Annotated in this window: 11 protein-coding genes and 1 pseudogene; 7 read left to right on the top strand and 5 right to left on the bottom strand. The window is 66.5% G+C overall.

What is annotated here, in order from left to right:
- Positions 1 to 9: 9 nt before the first annotated feature.
- A complete protein-coding gene (locus ACVWY5_RS41340) occupies positions 10 to 462 on the bottom strand; it encodes a MarR family winged helix-turn-helix transcriptional regulator (RefSeq protein WP_028335315.1) in 453 nt (150 codons plus the stop codon).
- 78 nt (positions 463 to 540) lie between these two features.
- On the opposite strand from ACVWY5_RS41340, the gene ACVWY5_RS41335 reads away from it, so the two are divergent.
- Together ACVWY5_RS41335 and ACVWY5_RS41330 are read left to right on the top strand one after the other, a co-directional pair.
- Complete coding sequence (locus ACVWY5_RS41335) at positions 541 to 2361, top strand: chloride channel protein (RefSeq protein WP_028335314.1); 1821 nt, start codon at positions 541 to 543, stop codon at positions 2359 to 2361.
- A 167-nt stretch (positions 2362 to 2528) separates the two neighbouring features.
- The gene (locus ACVWY5_RS41330) at positions 2529 to 4247 is read left to right on the top strand and encodes an N-acyl-D-amino-acid deacylase family protein (protein WP_028335313.1); all 1719 of its coding nucleotides are present in this window, start codon (positions 2529 to 2531) and stop codon (positions 4245 to 4247) included.
- A 74-nt stretch (positions 4248 to 4321) separates the two neighbouring features.
- Here the strand turns inward: ACVWY5_RS41330 and ACVWY5_RS41325 are convergent, their stop codons facing one another.
- A complete protein-coding gene (locus ACVWY5_RS41325) occupies positions 4322 to 5650 on the bottom strand; it encodes an MFS transporter (RefSeq protein ID WP_028335312.1) in 1329 nt (442 codons plus the stop codon).
- Positions 5651 to 5873: 223 nt separating this feature from the next.
- Here ACVWY5_RS41325 and ACVWY5_RS41320 point away from each other — a divergent pair, with 223 nt between their 5' ends.
- The 5 genes from ACVWY5_RS41320 (at position 5874) to ACVWY5_RS41300 (ending at position 11481) form a co-directional block, all read left to right on the top strand.
- Positions 5874 to 6635, top strand: coding sequence for a class I SAM-dependent methyltransferase (locus ACVWY5_RS41320; RefSeq protein ID WP_028335311.1), 762 nt, complete (start codon positions 5874 to 5876; stop codon positions 6633 to 6635).
- Positions 6636 to 6671: 36 nt separating this feature from the next.
- A complete protein-coding gene (locus tag ACVWY5_RS41315; protein ID WP_028335310.1) occupies positions 6672 to 7325 on the top strand; it encodes an ABC transporter ATP-binding protein in 654 nt (217 codons plus the stop codon).
- Positions 7322 to 9781 carry an ABC transporter permease gene (locus ACVWY5_RS41310; RefSeq protein ID WP_028335309.1) on the top strand — a complete coding sequence of 820 codons (2460 nt, stop codon included), beginning with the start codon at positions 7322 to 7324 and terminating at the stop codon, positions 9779 to 9781. Before ACVWY5_RS41315 ends, ACVWY5_RS41310 begins: the two co-directional genes overlap by 4 nt.
- Positions 9771 to 10856 (top strand): lipocalin-like domain-containing protein, encoded by a 1086-nt coding sequence (locus ACVWY5_RS41305; RefSeq protein ID WP_028335308.1) that lies wholly within the window; start codon positions 9771 to 9773, stop codon positions 10854 to 10856. Before ACVWY5_RS41310 ends, ACVWY5_RS41305 begins: the two co-directional genes overlap by 11 nt.
- Positions 10857 to 11088: 232 nt before the next feature.
- Entirely contained in the window at positions 11089 to 11481 is a 393-nt protein-coding gene (locus ACVWY5_RS41300) for an MAPEG family protein (RefSeq protein ID WP_028335307.1), read from the top strand.
- Positions 11482 to 11558: 77 nt separating this feature from the next.
- On the opposite strand, the gene ACVWY5_RS41295 is transcribed toward ACVWY5_RS41300, so the two are convergent.
- The 3 genes and pseudogenes from ACVWY5_RS41295 to ACVWY5_RS41285 all read right to left on the bottom strand — a co-directional run bounded on the left by ACVWY5_RS41295 (position 11559) and on the right by ACVWY5_RS41285 (position 17389).
- Complete coding sequence (locus tag ACVWY5_RS41295; protein ID WP_028335306.1) at positions 11559 to 12749, bottom strand: ABC transporter substrate-binding protein; 1191 nt, start codon at positions 12747 to 12749, stop codon at positions 11559 to 11561.
- Between the two features lie 251 nt (positions 12750 to 13000).
- Positions 13001 to 16175, bottom strand: a pseudogene (locus tag ACVWY5_RS41290) (efflux RND transporter permease subunit).
- Positions 16172 to 17389 (bottom strand): efflux RND transporter periplasmic adaptor subunit, encoded by a 1218-nt coding sequence (locus ACVWY5_RS41285; RefSeq protein ID WP_051376211.1) that lies wholly within the window; start codon positions 17387 to 17389, stop codon positions 16172 to 16174. Before ACVWY5_RS41285 ends, ACVWY5_RS41290 begins: the two are co-directional and overlap by 4 nt.
- Positions 17390 to 17832: the final 443 nt, after the last annotated feature.

The raw sequence follows: 17832 nt of genomic DNA, 5'->3' as shown, positions 1-17832 counted from the left end.
GCGGCGCGCTCATTCCGACCGTCGCGACAGCACCTGCTTCAGGAGCGGCTCGATCCGCGACAGCTCATCGAGATGGACCGCCGACAATTCGGCGAGATGATCGGCGGCAAGGCCGGTTAATTTCAGCAGCACCCGCCGCTGGTCCGCCGGATCGAGCACGCGCTCGACCAGCCCTGCCTCGGACAGCCGGTCGACCAGTTCGACCGTGGTGTGGTGACGAAGCCGCAGCCGCTCGGCCAGATCGCCGACCGCAACCGGCCCGCCGCCCGGATACCCCCTGATCGCCAGCAAGGCCTGATGCTGCCGCGGCGTCAGGCCCGCGGCCTTCGCGGCATCCTGGCTGAACTCCAGAAACCGGCGGATCAGATAGCGAAATTGCGACAGCGTCTCGTAATCGGCCTGGCTGGGAACCCGCTTCTGGTCCTGCCTCGGCGATTTCGACGGTCCTTTCAACGCTGCCATTCGATGTCTCCCGCTTGTAATTATATCGCAATACGATATGACGCCCCGCGTCCACTTCACCCGAGCCTTACGCCACCAATGAGCGTCATTTCCACCAAATCGAGCGCCTCCGCCACGAACACCGCCCCAAACACCGCCAAAATCGGCGAGAAGGCCAGCCACCTCCTGAGCGACTTCACGACCGATCCGCGCGTCGTGGTGATCTCGGCGATCGCCGTGTTTGTCTCCGCCGCAGGCGTGCTGGCCGGGGCGGGACTGCTGCAACTGATCAAGCTCGCCACCAACATCGCCTATTTCGGCCAATTCAGCTTCACCGACCTGAAATTGCAGGATTCGCCGCTCGGCCTCTGGACCGTGCTGGTGCCGGTCGCGGGCTCGCTGATCATCGGGCTGATGGCGCGTTTCGGCAGCGAGAAGATCCGCGGGCACGGCATTCCGGAAGCGATCGAAGCGATCTTGCTCGGCCGTTCCCGGCTCGACCCCAAGGTGGCGATCCTGAAGCCGTTGTCGTCGGCGGTGTCGATCGGCACGGGTGGCCCGTTCGGCGCCGAGGGCCCGATCATCATGACGGGCGGGGCGATCGGCTCGCTAATCGCGCAGATGCTCCCGGTCAGCGACAACGAGCGCAAGACCCTGCTGGTGGCGGGCGCCGCCGCCGGCATGACCACCGTGTTCGGAACGCCGATCGCCGCCATAATGCTCGCGGTCGAACTGTTGCTGTTCGAATGGACGCCGCGCAGCTTCATTCCCGTCACCGTTGCGGCCGTGGTGGCAGCGGTCGGACGCACCTTCCTGCACATGCCCGCGCCGCTGTTTCCGTTCACCGGCAGCGTCGACATCTCCGTGCTGCAGCTCGGCGCCTGGATGCTGATCGGAATTCTCTCCGGCCTGCTGTCGGGCGTGCTCACCCAGCTGGTCTATGGCTGCGAGGACATCTTCCTCAAGCTGCCGATCCACTGGATGTGGTGGCCGCTGATCGGCGGCCTGGTCGTCGGCCTCGGCGGCTTGATCGAGCCGCAGGCGCTCGGCGTCGGCTACGACAACCTCGCATCGATGCTGAGCGGCGACGTGGTGCTGAAGGCCGCGCTGCTGCTGCTCGTGGTGAAGGCCGTCATCTGGTCGGTCGCGCTCGGCTCGGGCACGTCGGGCGGCGTGCTGGCGCCGCTGCTCATCATGGGCGGCGCGATGGGAACGGCGCTGAGCGGCTATCTGCCGCCGGCGAGCCCCGGCTTCTGGGCATTGCTGGCGATGGCGGCGACGATGGGCGGCACGATGCGCTCGCCGCTGACCGCGACCTTCTTCGCCGTCGAGCTGACCGGCAACACCCACGTGCTGCTGCCGCTGATCGCAGCCTGCTGCAGCGCGCACGGCGTCACCGTGCTGCTGATGCGGCGCTCGATCCTGACCGAGAAGGTGGCGCGGCGCGGCCATCATCTGGTGCGCGAGTACCGGGTCGATCCGTTCGCGCTGACGCGCGTGCGCGACGTCATGACCAAGGCGGTCGAAACCGTCTCCGACACCATGACGCTGCACGGCGCGGCCGCCTTCCTGACCAACCCGAAGACAGCTCACCCGAGCTTTCCCGTCGTCGACGCCAACCATCACGTGCTCGGCGTGATCGACCCGCCCTCCGTGCTGCGCTGGCGCCGCGCCGGCAAGCATCGCACTGCGACGCTCAAGCAGCTGCTGGCCGGCGGCAAGATCACCGTCGCCTATCCCGACGAATATCTCGACCGGCTCGCCGACCGCCTGATGCAGGTCAACGTCTCGCATCTGCCGGTGATCTCGCGCGAGGATCAGCGCCTGGTCGGCTATATCGGCTGGAAGGACCTGATGCGGGTGCGCGCGAGGCTGCAGGCCGAGGAGACCCAGAAGACGGCGTTCTTCGGCGCGCGATAAGTTCGCGGCGGGTTGCCCGGCGGAACAAATTTCCGCCGGGCGGCAACGCTCGATCCCAGCTGGCAAATCGCCGCCGGCGCATCCCAGAGCTTCATCGGCGCTGGTTGACAGCATCAGGGGCTGACCCATGATGCCGTCAACCAAAATCAGACTCGGGATGAAATGCCATGACCTCGACCCCAGACCTCGTGATCCGCGGCGGCACCATCGCTGACGGCAAGGGCGGCGACCTCTATGAAGCCGATGTCGCGATCACAGGCGGCAAGATCACCGAAGTCGGCAAGGTCTCGGCGAAGGGCAAGGAAGAGATCGACGCACGCGGCAAGCTCGTGGCGCCGGGCTTCGTCGACGTCCACACCCATTACGACGGCCAGGTGACCTGGAGCCATGACATCACGCCGTCGTCGCAGAACGGCGTCACCACGGCGATCATGGGCAATTGCGGCGTCGGCTTCGCGCCGTGCCGGCCGAGCGACCACACCAGGCTGATCCAGCTGATGGAAGGCGTCGAGGACATTCCGGAGCCGGTGCTCTCGGCCGGCATTCCCTGGGCGTGGGAGAGCTTCCCCGACTACATGGAGTGGCTGTCGAAGCGCAGCTTCGACATGGACATCGGCGCGCAGCTGCCGCATGCGGCGCTGCGGGTCTATGTGATGGGCGAGCGCGGCGCGCGCCGCGATCCCGCAACGGCCGAGGACAACAAGGCGATGGCAGCACTCGCCGGCGATGCGGTGCGTGCGGGCGCGCTGGGTTTCTCGACCTCGCGCACGCTCAATCACCGCACCTCGACCGGCGACTACACGCCGACGCTGAAAGCCGGCGAGGATGAACTGACCGCGATCGCCGGCGCGATGCACGGCGTCGGCCGCAGCGTGCTGCAATTCGTACTCGACCAGAGCACCGTGCACGAAGACCTGCCGATGATGCTGCGGGTCGCCGAGAACACAAGGTGCCCGATCTCGTTCTCCGTCGCCCAGGCCGACAAGGCGCCGCGGCGCTGGCGGCAGACCATGGACACCATCAATGAAGCCGCCGCCCGCGGCCTGTCGATCACGACCCAGATCGCGGCGCGGCCGGTCGGGCTGCTGCTCGGGCTCGAATTGTCGCGCAACCCGTTCCAGACCCATCCGAGCTATCGCGAGATCGCCAGGCTGCCGCTGGCCGAGCGGCTCGCGCAGCTGCGCCGGCCCGAGGTGCGCGCGGCGATCCTGAGCGAGAGCGCAACGGCGACCGACGATCCGCTGTTCTTCCGCCCGAACTACGACAAGATGTACCTCCTGGGTAATCCGCCGGACTACGAGCAGCCGCCGGAAAACGCGCTCGGGCCGCAGGCGCGCCGCCAGGGCCGGCAGCCGGAAGAGCTCGCCTATGACGCGATGCTGACCGACGAGGGCCGCGGCATGCTCTATGTGCCGTTCCTGAATTACGCCGACGGCAATCTCGACGCCGTGCATGAGATGCTGCGCGAGCCCAGTGCCGTGCCCGGCCTCTCCGACGGCGGCGCACATTGCGGCATCATCTGCGATGCCAGCTTCCCGACCTATCTCTTGACGCACTGGACGCGCGACCGCAGCCGCGGCGAGAAGCTCTCGATCCCGTTCGTGGTCGCGGCGCAGTCGCGCAAGACCGCGCTGTCGGTCGGCCTGCATGATCGCGGCGTGATCGCTCCTGGCTTCAAGGCCGACGTCAACGTGATCGATTACGACCGGCTGCACCTGCATCCGCCGAAGGTGCATTACGACCTGCCGGTCGGCGGCCGCCGCCTGCTCCAGCAGGTCGACGGCTACGACGCCACCATCGTGTCGGGCATCGTGACCCAGCGCGAGGCCAAGCCCACCGGCGCGCGCCCGGGCAGACTGGTGCGCGGCGCGCAGGGAATGAATTAGGGTAAGACCGTCACGGCAAACTCCCGCCTCTCCCCTTGCGGGAGAGGCAAGGTAGAGCAAGTCTGCGCGCCCCCTTACGTCGGCGACATCGCGCCCTTGATCGTGCCTGCCGGCTGCGACGTGCCGGTCAGGCGCGCCCGCTCGGTGTTCGGCCACAGCAGCAGCAATCCGAGCAGGCCGGAGCCGGCCATGATCGCCGCGTTGATGGTGAAGCCGGACATGTAGCCGGCCATCGGCGTTGCCGCGTGCTGGATCACATTGCCCATCACCATCGGCGCCAGGATGCCCGAGATCGTGTAAAGCGCGCCGTAGATCGCGATGATCGCGCCGCGCTGCGACACCGGCGTGAACTCGCCGAGCATCGGCGGGCACACCACATAGATCGAGCCGCACAGGCCGGAGCCGATCACCAGCAGCGCGATCATGATCCCGCCGGGCGGCGCATAGGGCAGCATCGCAAGAATGGCGCCGCCGACGATCAGCGGCACCGAGCCGAGCACGCCGCGCGCGCCGCGGGTGGTGAAGCCGCGCGTCAGCATCAGCTGCGAGATCCAGCCGGTCAGCAGCACGATCGTCGCGCCGAAGATCCAGGGCAGGATCGAGACAAAGCCGGCCTGGTGCTGCGAGAAGCCGAGCCCCTCGATGATGAAGGACGTGAACCAGGTGAGCCCAAGCGACAGCGCCCAATAGGCGCCAAAGGTTGCCACCACGCAGCCGATGAAGGTGCGCGAGGTCAAAAGCTTCCTATACGGAATCCGCGGCTCGTCTGCCGTCACTGCAGACGTCGACACCAGCGGCCCTTCCTTGCCGAGCGCGAACCAGGCGACGGCCCAGATCAGGCCGACGATGCCGAGCGCGCCGAAGGCGTGATGCCAGCTATGATTGACGATGATCCAGTTCAGTGCGGGCACCGCGAGGATCACGCCGAACGCGGAGCCCTGCGACAGGATCGCGGTCGGCAGCGTGCGTTTCTCGTCCGGAAACCATTTGTAGATCGCGTGCGCGGCGACCGAGAAGGCCGGCCCCTCGCCGGCGCCGAGGATGATGCGGCAGATCACCAGCGTCGTGAAGCTGACGGTGCCGACCATCGGAAATTGCGCCAGCGACCAGATCACCGCCAGGATCAGCAGCACCCAGCGGGTGGCGACGCGGTTGACGATGAAGCCGACCACGATCGCCGAGATCGAGAACAAGAGGAAGAATGACGAGCCGAGATCGCCGAACTGCTCCTGGGTGAGGCCCATTTCCCTCTTGATCGGCACGCCGGCGAGCCCGACCACGATCTTGTCGGCAAAGTTCACCACCATGAACAGGAATAGAAGGAAGGTGGTTTGCCAGGCGCCCTTCGGCGTCCCCTTTGACAGCCCCTCTGACGTCCTCTTGGACGTCGCTTGCGTCGTCATGTCCGGCTCCCCGTCGTTTCGTTCTTGGCTTCGTAAATCGGCCCCGTCCGGCGATGCTAGCCACGCCTCGCCATGCAACGCAACACCGCATTTCCTCGGGGTTGTGCGCCCCGGAGCGCTTCTAACGGCCCGATCACGATCGCGTCGGTCGCGCCAGTGGAGCGGTGAACTGTCATGTCCCGACTGCTATGTTCAGGGCCAACGAAAAGCCCGGGGTTATTTCATGAACAGATTGATCCTACGTGCCACCGCCTGCGCTGCACTTGTATTTGCCGCGCTGCTTGCCGCGCCTCAAGTTCGCGCGGAAGACGCCGCCAATCCCGACTACGCCGCGATCGTCGCCGCACCCGATCGCAGCGATGCGGATCGTCAGGTCGACCAGCGCCGGCAGCCGGCCAAGATGCTCGCCTTTGCCGGCGTCAAGCCGGGTATGACGATCCTCGACATGGCGGCGAGCGCCGGCTACAGCACCGAACTATTGGCGCGCACCGTAGCTCCGTCGGGCAAGGTCTACGCACAGGATTCCGCGACCGTGCTCGAGCGCTTCGTCAAGGACAAGTTTGACACCCGCGCCAAGGCGCCGGCGATGAAGAACGTCGTCCATGTGGTGCGGGACTATGACGATCCGATCCCGCCCGAGGTCAAGAACCTCGACATGATCACCTTCTTCTTTTTCTATCACGACATCACCTACCTGCCGGTCGACCGCGCCGCGATGAACAAGAAGATGTTCGCCGCGCTCAAGCCGGGCGGCTTCCTCGTGATCGCGGATCACTCGGCCAAGACGGGCGAAGGCACCAGCGTCGCCAAGACGCTGCACCGGATCGAGGAGAGCACCTTGAAGCAGGAGATCGAGGCGGCCGGCTTCAAGCTGGTGGCCGAGGGCGATTTCCTGCATCATGCGGAGGACCCCAAGGACAGTCCCGTCTTCAAGGCACCGGTGCCGATCGACGAGTTCGTCCTGAAATACCAGAAGCCGCAATGAGGCACGGCCATCGCTTCATCTGACCAGACCGCCGCGGTGCTTCGCGTCACCGGCCTGACCAAGAGTTACCGCTCTGCCGGCGAAGACATCGCGGTGCTGCGCGGCGTCGACCTTGCCGTTGCGACCGGCGAGAGCGTGGCGCTATCAGGCGAATCCGGCAGCGGCAAGAGCACGCTGCTGCATCTGATCGCGGGGCTCGATGCCGCCGATAGCGGCGAGATCGCCCTCGCCGACACCGTCGTCTCCCACCTCAACGACGCCGGCCGCGCCGAATTGCGCCGCGACCGGCTCGGCCTCGTGTTCCAGCAATTCAATTTGATCCCGAGCCTGACGGTCGCGGACAATCTCGTGTTTCAGTCGCGCATCGCCGGCCGGCATGACGCCGCCTGGCACGACGAACTGGTCGAGCGCCTCGGCCTGAAAAGCCTGCTCAGGCGCTATCCCGAGCAATTGTCCGGAGGCCAGCAGCAGCGCGTCGCGATCGGCCGCGCGCTGGCGCCAAAGCCGCTGTTGCTGCTCGCCGACGAGCCGACCGGGAATCTCGACGAGGACACCGCCGACGAGGTGCTGGCGCTGGCGCGCGATCTCGTAACCCGCACCGGCTGCGGCTTCCTGATGGTCACGCACAGCGCGCGGCTCGCGGCGACGCTCGACCGCCAGGTCACCCTGCATGCCGGGATCGTCGCATGAGGCGCGCGCTGTGGATCCTCGCGGTGCTGCTCAGCCACTGGCGGCGGCATCCGATGCAGCTCGCAACGCTGTTGATCGGACTGATCTCGGCCACCGCGCTGTGGAGCGGCGTGCAGGCGCTGAACCAGCAGGCGCGCATCGCCTATGACCGCGCCGCCGCGACCTTCGGCGGGTCGCGCACCACGATGCTGGTCGCCCGGGACGGCGCGACCTTCCCGCAAACATTGTTCGTCGATCTGCGGCGTGCCGGCTGGCCGGTGTCGCCGATGCTGGAGGGCCGGGTCCAGATCGACGGGCGCAGCTTCCGCCTGCTCGGCGTCGAGCCGGTGACGCTGCCGTCCGAAGTCGGCAACGCGCCCGCGGTCGGACGCGGCAGCCTGCAATCCTTCGTCACGCCGCCGGGCGAAATGCTGGTGGCCCCGGAAACGCTGCGCGATCTCGGCCTCAAGGAAGGCGAGCGGCCAGAGGCCAACGGCATGAGCTTGCCGCCGCTGCGCGTACAGGCCGAGCTCGCGCCCGGTGCACTGATCGTCGATATCGGCATGGCGCAGGACATCCTCAAAATGCCCGGCCAGGTCTCGCGCCTGCTGGTCGGCAAGGCCAAGGCGCCGCACACAGCGCTGGAAAGCGTGGCGGGTGACAAGCTCCGCCTGGTCGAGCCGAGCGCGGAGAGCGATCTCGAACGGCTGACCGACAGCTTCCATCTCAATCTCACCGCGTTCGGCCTGCTGTCGTTCTTCGTCGGCCTGTTCATCGTCAACTCCGCGATCGGCCTCGCCTTCGAGCAGCGGCTGCCGATGCTGCGCACGCTGCGCGCCTGCGGCGTCTCGGCGCGGATGCTCAACACCGTGCTGGTGATCGAGCTGGTGTCGCTGGCGCTGGTCGCCGGCCTGGTCGGCCTCGTCTGCGGCTACTTCATCGCGGCTGCCTTGCTGCCGGATGTCGCGGCATCGCTGCGCGGGCTCTATGGCGCGCAGATTCCCGGACAGCTTTCGCTCAAACCCGTCTGGTGGTTCGCCGGTGTTGCCATCAGCATCCTGGGCGCGCTCGCCGCGGCGGCGGCGAGCCTTGCCAAGGCGATCCGGATGCCGGTGCTGGCGACGGCGCAGCCGCAGGCCTGGCAGCAGGCGCAGCGGCGCTGGCTGCTGCTCCAGAGCGCGACGGCACTCGCGGTGTTCGCGGTCGCCGCGGGCCTGATCTGGTTCGGCGATTCCCTGATCGCGGGCTTCGCCGTGCTCGCGGCGCTGATGCTCGGCGCGGCGCTGATCCTGCCGATGGTCCTGCAAGTCGCGCTTGCCTTCGGCCAGCGCAGCGCGCGGGCGCCGGTCGGCATCTGGTTCTGGGCCGACAGCCGCCAGCAATTGTCGGGACTGTCGCTGGCGCTGATGGCGCTGCTGCTTGCGCTCGCGGTCAATGTCGGCGTCGGCACCATGGTGGAAAGCTTCAACCGCACCTTCCTGGTCTGGCTCGACGGAAGGCTCGCCGCCGACGTTTATGTCAGCGCCGCCAGCGATCGGCAGGCAAAGGAGATCAAGGCCTGGCTGCGCGATCAGCCCGAGGTTCAGGCCATCCTGCCCGGCGGCCGCGCCGACACCCAGCTCGGCGGCGCGCCGATCGAGGTGCTCGGCCTGCCCGACCACACCACCTATCGCGACAACTGGCCGTTGCTCGAAAGCGTCGCGAATGCGTGGGTTCGGCTGCGGCCCGGCGATACCTGCCTCGTCAGCGAGCAGCTGTCGCGGCGGATGAAGCTGGCGATCGGCGATCATATCGAGGTGCCCGCCCCCGGCGGCAACTGGCCGCTCGAGATCGTCGGCATCTATGCCGATTACGGCAACCCCAAGGGTCAGATCGCGGTCAACTTCGCCGCGCTGACCCGGCGCTTCCCGCAGACACCAATGACGCGGATGGGCCTCCGCGTGGCACCGGACAAGATCGCACCGCTGATCACCGCGCTACAGGAGAAATTCGGTCTCGATGATCGCAACATCGCCGACCAGGCGAAGATGAAAACGGAATCGAAGCGGGTGTTCAACCGTACCTTCTCGGTGACCGCGGCGCTCAACGCCTTCACGCTCGGCGTCGCCGGCATAGCGCTTTTGACCAGCCTGCTCACGCTGGCCAATTCGCGGCTGCCGCAGCTGGCGCCGCTGTGGGCGATCGGCCTGACCCGACGACGGCTCGCCGCACTCGAACTGCTGAAGACCATGGCGGTCGCGCTGATCACCGCGCTGTTCGCGCTGCCGCTCGGCCTGCTGGTGGCGTGGTGCCTGCTTGCGATCGTCAACGTCAAGGCGTTCGGCTGGCGGCTGCCGTTCCACGTCTTCCCGCTGCAGCTGATCGAGCTGCTCGCGGTGGCGCTGGCCGCCGCATTCTGTGCCGCCGCGCTTCCGGTCGCGAGGCTGGCGCGCATGCAGCCGGCCAGCCTGATCAGGATCTTTGTCAATGAACGCTAGCGGCACCATCACGCGTCGCGCCTTTGCCGGCGGTGCGCTGGGGCTCGCGCTCGGCGGCAAGACGTTTGCGCAGGGCTTCGCCGGGCTTGGCGAGACCGCGGAAGGATTTGCCGCCGTCACGCCGGGCAAGCCGTTCACGTTCCCCGCGGACCACGGCCCGCATCCGGAATTCCGGATCGAATGGTGGTACGTGACCGCCAACCTGTCCGACACGAGCGGCGCGGCCTATGGCGCGCAATGGACGCTGTTCCGCCAGGCGATGAAAGCGGGCGGCCCGGCCGAGGGCTGGGCCAATCAGCAGCTCTGGATGGGCCACGCCGCCGTGACCAGCGCCGGCACGCACCGCTTCAGCGAGACCTTTGCGCGCGGCGGCGTCGGGCAGGCCGGCGTCGAGGCCACGCCGTTCCGCGGCTGGATCGACGCCTGGGAGCTGCGCGGGCGCGATGCGTTCGATGCGCAGCGCGTCGCACCGCTCGAGCTCAAGGCCTCCGCGGCCGACTTCAGCACCGCGCTGCGGCTCGAGGCCGACCGCGCGCTGGTGCTGCAGGGCGATCACGGCTACAGCCGCAAGTCGGATCGCGGACAGGCCTCCTATTACTACAGCCAGCCGTTCTACAAGGCGTCCGGCCGCATCGTGATCGACGACAGACCGGTCGACGTCACGGGCTCGGCGTGGATGGATCGCGAATGGAGCAGCCAGCCATTGGCGGCCGATCAGACCGGCTGGGACTGGTTCTCGCTGCATCTGCCCGGCGACGAGAAGCTGATGCTGTACCGGCTGCGCCAGAAGGACGGCCGCGAAAACCTGTTCGGCAACTGGATCACGCCGGACGGCCGCTCGGCCGAGATCGCCGCCAGCGGCAACAGCATCGCGCCCGTGACGACCACCGAGATCGACGGCCGCAAGCTGCCGACGTCATGGCGCGTCAGCCTGCCCGCACGCGGCCTTGCCATCGAGACCACGCCGCTCAATCCGAAGGCCTGGATGGGAACCAGCTTCCCCTATTGGGAAGGCCCGATCCGCTTTTCAGGCAGCCACGCCGGAATCGGCTATCTTGAGATGACGGGGTACTAGGACGTGACGGAATTGGTCCGAATGGGGCCGCGGCATAACGGTGCTCCCTCGCCCCGTTCCTACGGGGGGAGGGTTGGGGTGAGGGGCCATCTCCGCGTACCCGGTGACAGCTGGTCTCGCCGAGGTCCCCCCTCACCCGCGCGCGGGGAGAGGTAAAGCGAGGCCGCATGTCACACCGGGCTTCGCTGTCCCGTCATGACATCGGGGCCAATGGAAAGAGGAAATGCCTGACATGTACCACTACACCGCCATCGTCACCTGCCTTGCGGTCGCGCTGCACTTCTTCTTCGCGCTGCAGGTCGCCCGCGCCCGCGCGGTCTACGGGGTCAAGCTGCCGGCGATCACGGGCAATCCGGATTTCGAGCGCATCTACCGCATCCAGATGAACACGCTGGAATGGATGCCGATTTTCCTGCCGTCGCTCTGGCTGTTCGCGGTCTATGTCGGCGATGCCGCGGCGGCGGCGGTCGGCGCAATCTGGGTGATCGGCCGCATCGTCTATTTCATCGGCTATCGCGAAGCGGTGGCGAAACGCAGCCCCGGTTTCGCCATCCAGGCGCTGGCCTGCGTCATCCTCTGGGTCGGCGCGATCGGCGGCGCGGTGTGGCGGCTGGTCCACGCGTAACGCCTCCACATATTCCGCCGTCGTCCCGGCGAAGGCCGGGACGACACCGATGTTTGTTCTGTTTCGCCAGCCACGCCTCACTTGGTCAGCGAGCAGCCGCTTTCCTTGGCGGTGAAGAAGGCCTTGTCGCCGGGCACCACGGCGACCTGCTTGTAATAGTCCCACGGCTTCTTCGACTCCGAGGGCTTCTTGACCTCGAACAGATAGAGGTCGTGCACCATGCGGCCGTTCGCGAGCACCTTGCCCTTGGCGAAGGCGTCATCGACCGGCAGCTCCTTCAGCTTGGCGGCGACCGCCTCGCTGTCCTTGGTGCCGGCGGCCTTCACCGCCTTCAAATAGCTCAGCGTCGCCGAATAGGTGCCGGCATGGATCATGCTCGGCATCCGGCTGGTGCGCTTGAAGAAGCGCTCGCTGAAGGCGCGCGAGGCGTCGTCGTGGTCCCAGTAGAAGCCCTCGGTGAGCACGAGACCCTGCGCCGCCTCGAGCCCGAGACCGTGCACCTCCGACAGCGTCATCAACAGGCCGGCAAGCTTCTGGCCGCCGCGCACGATGCCGAACTCGGCCGCCTGCTTGATCGAGTTGGTGGTGTCGAGGCCGGCGTTGGCGAGCCCGATGATCTTGGCCTTTGAGCTCTGCGCCTGCAGCAGGAAGGACGAGAAGTCCGACGAATTGAGCGGTACGCGGACCGAGCCGACCACCTTGCCCTTCTTCGACACGACGATGTCGCTGGTGTCCTTTTCCAGTGCGTAGCCGAAGGCGTAGTCGGCGGTCAGGAAGAACCAGGTGTCGCCGCCCGCCTCCGTCAGCGCGCCGCCGGTCCCGACCGCGAGCGCGCGGGTGTCATAGGCCCAGTGGAAGCTGTAGGGCGTGCAGGCATCGCCCGTGATGCGCGAGGTCGCAGCGCCGACCACGATATCGATCTTCTTCTTTTCCTTCGACAGCTCCTGCACCGCGAGCGCGACCGACGACGTGGTGAGCTCGGTGATCATGTCGACGTTCTCGACCTCGTACCAGCGCCGCGCGATCGCGGTCGCAAGGTCCGGCTTGTTCTGATGGTCGGCGGTAACGATCTCGATCTTCTGTCCCAACACCTCGCCGCCGAAATCCTCGACCGCCATCCGCGCGGCTTCGAGCGAGTATTTGCCGCCGTAGTCGGCATAGACGCCGGACTGATCGTTCAGAATGCCGATCTTGACGCCCTGGGCCATCGCCGGCGCCGCAAGCATCAGGCTGCAGGCCGCGACCGCGGCCAAAAATCCGGACTTCATTTTATGCTCTCCCAGCAGTTTCTATCAGGAAAATCGGCGCGACATTATTTTATAACCCCACGTCTGCCCATCTCTTTCCGCTCAGCCAAAAGTATTGCCTCTGTCGACGCGCGCTTGTCATTCTGAGGCGCGAGCCTTGCGGCGCGCCGCTGCGCGAGCCTCGAAGGTGCACGGCCCGGCTCGTGGCCGTGCACCCTTCGAGACGCCAGCTTCGCAGGCTCCTCAGGGTGACGGGCACAAGTTTGGGCTGCTCACCCCGCCACGGTTGCCTTGGGCTCGGTCGGCTTGCCCTCGTTCTTGCCTTCCGCGAGGTTGCGCACCACCATGTAGAAGATCGGCGTGAAGATCAGGCCGAACAGGGTGACGCCGAGCATGCCGAAGAACACGGCAACGCCGACCGCCTGCCGCATCTCCGAGCCCGAACCGGTCGATACCACCAGCGGCAGCACGCCGAGGATGAAGGCGAACGAGGTCATCAGGATCGGCCGCAGCCGGAGCCGGCAGGCCTCGATCACCGCGTCCAGCCGCGACCTCCCTTCGAGCTCGATGTCGCGCGCGAACTCGACGATCAGGATCGCGTTCTTGGCGGCAAGGCCCACCAGCACCACGAAGCCGATCTGGGTCAGGATGTTGACGTCCTGGCCCATCAGGCGCACACCGATCGTGGCCGCGAACAGGCACATCGGCACGATCAGGATCACCGCGAACGGCAATGTCCAGCTGCCATATTGCGCGGCCAGCACCAGATAGACGAACAGCACGCAGATCGGGAACACGTAGAGGCCGGCATTGGCGCCGGTGACCTTGCTGGTAGGACAGGTCGGTCCACTCGAACGAAAAGCCGCTCGGCAATGTCTGGTCGGCGAGCTGCTTGATGGTGTTGAGCGCCGTCGTCGAGCTCACGCCCGGTGCCGGCTCACCCTGCAGTTCGGACGCCGAGTACAGATTGTAGCGCGCGACGCGGTCGGGTCCCGAGACGTCCTTGAAGTCCACGATGCTGCCGAGCATCACCATGTCGCCGGCGACGTTGCGGGTGCGCAGCCTTGCGAGATCGGGGCTGTCTTTCCGGAACGGCAGATCGGCTTGCGCGGTAACGTGATAGGTGCGGCCGAACAGGTTGAAGTCGTTGACATAGGTCGAACCGAAATAGGTCTGGATCGTGTCATTGATGTTGGCGATCGGCACCCCAAGCTTCTGCGCCTTGACGCGATCAATGTCGACGAACAGCTGCGGCGTGTTCGCGGTGAACGGCGAAAACACCGACGTGAGAGACGGCGATTTGCGCGCGGCTGTCACCAGTTCATCGGTCGCGGAAGCCAGCAGTTCGGGTCCGCGCCCCTGGCGATCCTGGACACGGATGGTGAAGCCGCCACCGGTGCCGATACCGGGCACGGCCGGCGGCGGAATGACGATGATGAAGGCGCCCTGGATCACCGAGAGACGCTTGCGCAATTCGGCCGTGATCGCGTTCGCCGTCAGCCCCTTCTTCAGGCGCGCCTCCGGCTCGTCGAATACCGGGAACAGCGCCGCGGCGTTGCCCTGCTGCGTGCGCGTCGCACCGGAGAAGCCGGCGAAAGCCGCGACGCGAACGATGCCCGGCGTATCCAGCGCGATCCGCTCGATCTCGCGCACAACGGCGGTGGTCCGGGCCAGCGACGCGGCGCCCGGCAGCTGCGCCGAGATGATGACGTAGCCGCGATCCTGCGCCGGAATGAAGCCCTGCGAGGTGGTCGCGAGCAGCCAGCCGGCGCTGCCGATCAGTACGAGGTAGAGCGCAAGCATCACCACCGTATGCCGGATCACGAAGTCGGCCACCGATGCATAGCCGTGCGCCAGCCGGTCGAACACCCGGTTGAACAGCGCAGTGAAGCTGTCCCAGCCGCGCGCGATGATGTTCCAGCGCGCCGGCGGGCGTTTCTCCTCATGCGGTACCAGGATCTGCGAGGCCAGCGCCGGCGACAGGGTCAGCGAGCAGAAGCAGGAGATCGCGGTTGCGACCGCGATCGTCACCGCAAATTGCTGGAAGAACTGCCCGGAAATGCCGCCGAGGAAGGCGGTCGGCACGAACACCGCGCACAGCACGAGCGCGATCGAGACCAGCGCACCGCCGACCTCTTCCATGGTCTTGAGCGCCGCCTCGCGCCGGCTCATGCCGTGCTCGAGATGCCGCTCGACATTCTCGACCACCACGATGGCGTCGTCGACCACGATGCCGACCGCGAGCACCAGACCGAACAGCGTCAGATTGTTGATCGAGAAGCCGAGCGCGGCCATTACCGCGAAGGTGCCGACCAGCGACACCGGGATCGCGATGATCGGGATGATCGCAGGCCGCCATCCCTGCAGGAACACCAGCACCACGATGACGACGAGCGCCATCGCCTCGTAGATCGTCTTGATCAGCTCGTGGACCGATTGGGCGATGAATTCGGTCGGGTTGTAGCCGATATTGTAGTCGAGCCCCTTCGGGAAACTCGCCTTCATCCGCTCCATCGTGTCGGAGATGCTCTTGGCGGTGGCGAGCGCGTTCGATCCGGGCCGTTGCGTCACCAGCAGCGCGACGGCGGATTTGCGCAGCAGGAAGCTGTTGGTGGCGTAGGACAGCGCGCCGAGCTCGACGCGGGCGACGTCGCGCAGACGTACCGTGCGGCCGTCGGAGCCGGCCTTCACCACGATATCCTCGAACTGCCTGATGTCCTTGAGGCGGCCGGTGAAGACGAGGTTCGGCTGGAATGCGCGATCGGCGATCGGCGGCTCGGCGATCTGGCCGCCGGCGATCTGCAGGTTCTGCGCCCGGATCGCCGCCAGCACCTCGGTCGAGGTCAGACCGAGATTGGCGATCCGGTCGGGATCGAGCCACAGCCGCATCGAGTAATCGCGCGCGCCGAACATCTGGATGTCGCCGACGCCATCGAGCCGCAACAGCTGGTCGCGAACCTGCAGCAGCGCGTAGTTGGAAATGTAGAGCTGGTCGAACGTGTCGTCGGGCGACAGCATGAACACGACCATCAGAATGTCGGGCGAGTTCTTGCGCGTGGTCACGCCGTTGCGCTGCACCTCTTCGGGTAGCCGCGGCTGCGCGATCGCGACACGGTTCTGCACCAGCACCTGGGCCTTGTCGAGGTCGGTGCCGAGCTTGAAGGTCGCGGTGATGGTGAGCTGGCCGTTCGACGTCGCCTGGCTGTAGAGATACAGCATGTCCTCGACGCCGTTGATCTCCTGCTCGATCGGAGCGGCGACGGTGTCGGACACGGTCTGCGCCGAGGCGCCCGGATATTGCGTGGTGACGACGACGGTCGGCGGCACCACTTGCGGATATTCCGAGACCGGCAGCGTCGGATAGGCGATCGCGCCGACGATCAGCAGCACGATCGACAGAACCATCGCGAGGATCGGCTGGTTGATGGAGAGCCTGCCGAGATTCATGGTTTGGCACCTGCGGCGGGCTTGTCAGCGGCCGCCGGCCTGTCGCCTGCGGCCGGCTTGGAATCCGCCGGAGCCTGCGCCATCTTCGGCGTCACCTTGGCGCCGACGCGGGCGCGCTGCAGGCCGTCGACGATCACGTGATCCTCCGCCTTGAGGCCTTCGCGGACGACGCGTAGGCCCTCGTCGAGCGGCCCGAGCGTGACTGCTCTTGCTTCCACCGTGTTGTCGTCCTTGACCACGAACACGATCTTGCGCGACTGGTCGGTGGCAACAGCGCTGTCCGGGATCAACAGCGCCTCATAGGGCGAGGAGCCGATGATACGGACCCGGCCGAACTGGCCGGGCAGGACCGACAGATCCTTGTTCGGAACGACCGCGCGGCTGCGCAGCGTCGCGGTGGAGACGTCGAGGCGGTTGTCGAGGAAGTCCATCTTGCCTTCATGCGAGGGCTTGGTCTCGCCGGTCAGCATCACCTGCACCGGGTTCGCGGTGTCGCGCGAGCTCGGCCGCCTGCCCTCGAACCACAGCTTGCTGTTGCGCTGATAGGTCGCCTCGTCGACGTCGAAATAGATGTAGATCGGATCGAGCGACACGATCGAGGTCAGCAGCGTCGCGCCGCCCTCGCTGCCTTGCACCAGATTGCCCGGAGTCACCAGATGCCGGCTGACGCGGCCGGTGATCGGCGCCAGCACATGGGTGAATTCGACATTGAGCTGCGCGGCCTTCAGCGTGCCTTCGGCCTGGGTCTCTGCGGCGCGCGCCGCCTGCAACGCCTGACGGCGCTGATCGACGACTTGCTCCGAGACCGCGCTGGTCTGCACAAGGTTCAGCCCGCGCTCGAGATCGCGCTTGGCAAGCTCCCCCTTGGCGCGCGCGTCGGCGAGCTGGCCTTCGGCCTGCAGCACGACAGCCTCGAACGGCCGCGGGTCGATAATGTAGAGCAGATCGCCGGCGTGGACGATCGCACCATCCTTGAACTCGACGCTGTTGACGAAGCCGCCGACACGGGCGCGGACCTGGACCTCCTCGATCGCCTCGAAGCGGCCGGTGAACTCGTCCCAGTCGGTGACCGTGCGCTTGACCGGCTGCGCGACGGTCACGGGTGGCGGCGGAGGCGCGGCCTGCGATTGCGCGCTCTTGTTGTCGCAGCCGCCGAGCGCCAGCGCCGCCAGCAGCCCGATCGGCGCAAGGCCGAGCCAAGGCCTGAGCGACAGGCCGCGTGAGGCATGGCGGCGAAGCGAATGACGCTCGACGCCGGTCACCGGAGCCACACGCCCCGTTCTGTCAATCGAACTCAATTCCCTCTCCCCCAGGATCAGTGCAGGGCTACGAAAGTCGCAATTGAACTTGCGGTGATTCAACGCGGATGGACCACCGCAATGTCGCGGCAGCGGACGTCACAGATGTAGCCGCTCCCCAGTCTGTTCAAGATGGCCGCCGGATCAAGCGAATAGTTGCGTAATCTGAAAGCCTTACGACGTGATCGCGAAGCCGTGACGACAGGAAGGGACAGATTCGCTGGCCTTTCGGGGTGAGGAGAGATCACAGAAGGTTCGCCGGGAATCAATCACAAGGCGAATCACCGACACATATTCGTCGCACAACGCCAATTCCGTCTGCGGCGCATAAACCACCGGGGGTCGCACAAGAGTAAAAA

The organism is Bradyrhizobium sp. USDA 3256 (assembly GCF_054058275.1).
The sequence above is the reverse complement of the archived record's forward strand: the minus strand, read 5'-3'. Positions and strand labels throughout refer to the sequence as shown.